The organism is Gordonia marina, assembly GCF_052036135.1.
Lineage (GTDB): Bacteria > Actinomycetota > Actinomycetes > Mycobacteriales > Mycobacteriaceae > Gordonia.
The window spans coordinates 1-3,332 of the sequence record NZ_JBPSDN010000073.1 but is presented as its reverse complement, the minus strand read 5'-3'; the positions used below and the strand labels follow the sequence as shown (position 1 = coordinate 3,332).

2 protein-coding genes and 1 pseudogene are annotated in these 3,332 nt (G+C 55.6%); all 3 read left to right on the top strand.

Going from position 1 to position 3,332, the window contains the following annotated elements; translation table 11 throughout:
- Positions 1-120: pseudogene (locus ACSEEN_RS21250) on the top strand (IS30 family transposase); the annotation flags it as partial.
- 82 nt (positions 121-202) lie between these two features.
- Complete coding sequence (locus tag ACSEEN_RS21245; RefSeq protein ID WP_440714241.1) at positions 203-1,819, top strand: ATP-dependent nuclease; 1,617 nt, start codon at positions 203-205, stop codon at positions 1,817-1,819.
- Positions 1,809-2,897, top strand: a complete 1,089-nt coding sequence (locus ACSEEN_RS21240; protein WP_440714240.1) for a UvrD-helicase domain-containing protein — start codon at positions 1,809-1,811, stop codon at positions 2,895-2,897. Before ACSEEN_RS21245 ends, ACSEEN_RS21240 begins: the two co-directional genes overlap by 11 nt.
- The last annotated feature ends 435 nt before the right edge of the window (positions 2,898-3,332 follow it).

The following is a 3,332-nucleotide window of genomic DNA, read 5'->3' as shown; positions in this document are numbered from 1 at the left end:
CTGTACCTCGAAGCGATCGCCCGCGAGCTCAACGAGCGGCCACGGCAGTGCCTGGGCTTCTACACTCCACGGGAAGTCTTCGAACGCCTACTGAAGGACAACGTTGCTTCCACGAGTTGACACCGCCCTTGCCTAATTGGCGCAGCCGGCGGGAGCAGCTCAACGCAGCACCGCTCGGTAGTGAGAAATGGATGGCGCCCGAGTGATCGAGAAAATAAGAATCTCCGGCTATCGGAAATTCAAGAACGTCACCATCGAGCCCCACGAGCAGTTCAATCTACTCGTGGGTGATAATGAAGCGGGTAAATCGACGATCCTGGAAGCGCTGACCTTGGCGCTCACGGGTCGGATAAATGGCCGTCACGCCGCTGAAGAGCTTAACCCCTACTGGTTCAACCAGGATGTCGTCGCAGCGTTCTTCGCCGATCGCGCAAATGGCAGGCCGGTCGCACCGCCCGAGATCACTATTGAGTTGTTCCTGGCCGATCGAGATGATCTGCAGCGAAAATTCTTCGGTGCGCACAACACAGACGTGCCGACCCGCGACTGCCCGGGTGTCACACTGAAGATCATCCCGAATCCCGAGTACGGCGAGGAGATGGAAGAACACTTCAAGTCTGACAGTTCGATTCTGCCAGTGGAGTACTACCTCATCGACTGGCGTACGTTTGGTGACCACCCGCTCGTGGCGAAGCCCAAGGAGCTGGCAGTCGCTGTCATCGATTCGCGCACTATTCGTTCGACGAGCGGCGTCGACTTCCACCTTCGGCAGATGCTGCACGACCACTTGGATGCGAGCGAGAAGGCCAAAGTCTCACTCGCCTTCCGCAAGGTCAAGGAGCAGATGACCACGGAACACCTTTCCGAGGTCAACGAAAAGGTCGAGAAGCTCGATGGAGCACTCGATGGGCGCTCATTGTCGCTAGCCATGGACCAGTCTGTTCGTGGCTCGTGGGATGCGAACGTTGTGCCTCACGTTGCAGAAATTCCCTTTTCAATGGCTGGCCAGGGCCAACAAGCAGCCGTCAAGATTTCACTCGCGCTCGGACAGAAGGCAAGCGCTGCCCGGGTCGTCATGGTTGAAGAGCCAGAGAATCACCTCTCACACACCGGGTTGAATAAACTGCTACGTCAGATTGAGGACCTGCTTGGCGACGAGCAGCAGCTCTTTGTCACGACGCACAACTCATACGTCCTTAATCGACTTGGCCTCGACAACCTCGTCTTCGTTTGTGACGGTCAGACGTCGTCTTTTACTGAGATCAGCCACGGCACAGTCAACTACTTCAAGAAGCTGCCGGGGTACGACACGCTTCGAATGGTGCTTGCTGATCGCTTTGTCTTGGTTGAAGGGCCGTCCGACGAAATTCTATTTGAGTTGTTTTACTCAAAGTCAAAGGGCAAGCGCCCGATCCAGGATGGCATTGACATCATTAGCATGCGAGGGCTCGCGCTGGCTCGTTGCCTTGAGCTGGCCAGGGCACTTGGTAAGACATGCGCGGTGCTTCGTGACAATGACGGCATTGATCCAGTGGAGATCGTCGCAGGTCTCAGCAGCCTCGTTGAGAGTGGCAAGCGCGAAGTTTTTATCGGATCTGTTGCGGATGGTAAGACGCTAGAGCCACAAGTTCTCACAGCAAATACCGATGATGCACTTATGCGGAGAGCACTTGGAGTGACGGATCGAGCGAATCTAGAGACCTGGATGACTAACAACAAGACCGAGGCAGCTCTCCGGCTCGCCGAAACAACCGAGAGCATTCAAGCGCCGACCTACTTCGCTGAAGCGATCGAGTTTATTAGTGCCAATGGCAGGTAATCACCTGACCCTGGCCGTCGCGGGATCGCGGAAGACCCAGGGAATCGTCGATGAGTGTGCCGCCGCACCCGTATCCGAGCGAATTTTGGTGCTGACCTATACGACAGTGAACCAGTTGGAATTGCGCAATAGGTTGGCGACCTTTGCTGGTGATCATCCATACATTGAGGTCAATGGATGGTTCTCCTTTGTAATTTCGACCTTCGCAAGGCCGTTTCTTCCTCACGCATTCGGAGGGCAGCGAGTTCACGGATTCGACTTCGGAAGCCCGCCGCAGCAGTACGCTAAAGTCGACACTCTCACCCGCTATCTAAACAGTGCCGGCGAGGTACGAAAGGTGCACCTTCCTCAGCTTGCGGTGCGGATTGAGGATGAATCTAACGGATCAGGACTCCGTCGCCTGGAACGGATGTACGACCGAATCTACATTGACGAGGTGCAAGACCTCTGTGGTTATGACTTGGAAATCCTCAAGCTCTTGATGGCGTCAAGCATCCCTGTCAAGATGGTTGGCGATGTTCGGCAAGCAATCTTGGCGACCAATGAGCGCGAGCGTAAGAACAAGAAGTTTATGTACATGGGCATATGGAAGTGGTTCCAGGCCGAGGAAGCAGCAAAACGGCTTCTAATTGAACAGCGGTCTGAGACGTGGCGCTGCCGCTCTGAGATTGCAGCGCTGGCGGACTCTCTTTTTAGCCCAGAGTGGGGGTTCGATAAAACTCAGTCGAGGAACAACCTAAGCACGACGCACGACGGCGTCTTCCTCATACGATCGGCTGATGTCGATGCATATATGGCAGAGTTCGCGCCATTGCCCCTCCGAACGTCGATCGCATCGGCGAAGAGGTTCGCATATCTTCCGATGATGAACTTCGGCGAAGCGAAGGGGATGGGCCGCGAGAGGGTGCTGATCTTTCCGACTGGCGCAATTGAAAAGTTCCTAGCCAAAGGCACTCCGCTGGACGACAGACAAGCTGCTCCCTTCTACGTAGCGATCACCCGCGCCGAGCAGAGCGTTGCACTCGTTATCGATAAGCCAGGTATCTGCACATACCCGTACTGGTCACCCGAGAAATAGGCAACCCTTATGCACTTCAACGATCAGACATATTTACACCCGTGGAGGCGGCTACACTACCGATATGTACTCGTGGCAGGGGCAAAAAGGCAATAGCTTGAAACACCCGCAACATTATCTTGCGATTTTTGACTAGGGGCGAATTGCGCTACATCTTGATTGAAAACTCTGCGGCGATGAGCCGAACATTCGCGTGCCCCATTCCAACCTCCGCCGCAATTACCTCCGGCTTCAATCCGGTTCTTCAACTTTGAGAGTGCGTGGTTGCCGGACGGGGTGAGCGGAGTGGACCACAACATGTAGGCGGGGGCGGTGTCATACCGTCGTAGCAACACTGCAGGCCACGAGGGGTTGCGGGTAGCGCGGTAGGAGACCCTGGGTGGGGCTGGGACGGATGATGTTGACGGTGGCGGACCGGACGGAGATCGCGGTCGG

Bases quoted from the DNA above. Each gene is read 5' to 3' on its own strand.
- ACSEEN_RS21240 (WP_440714240.1), top strand. From the start codon at position 1,809: ATGGCAGGTAATCACCTGACCCTGGCCGTCGCGGGATCGCGGAAGACC.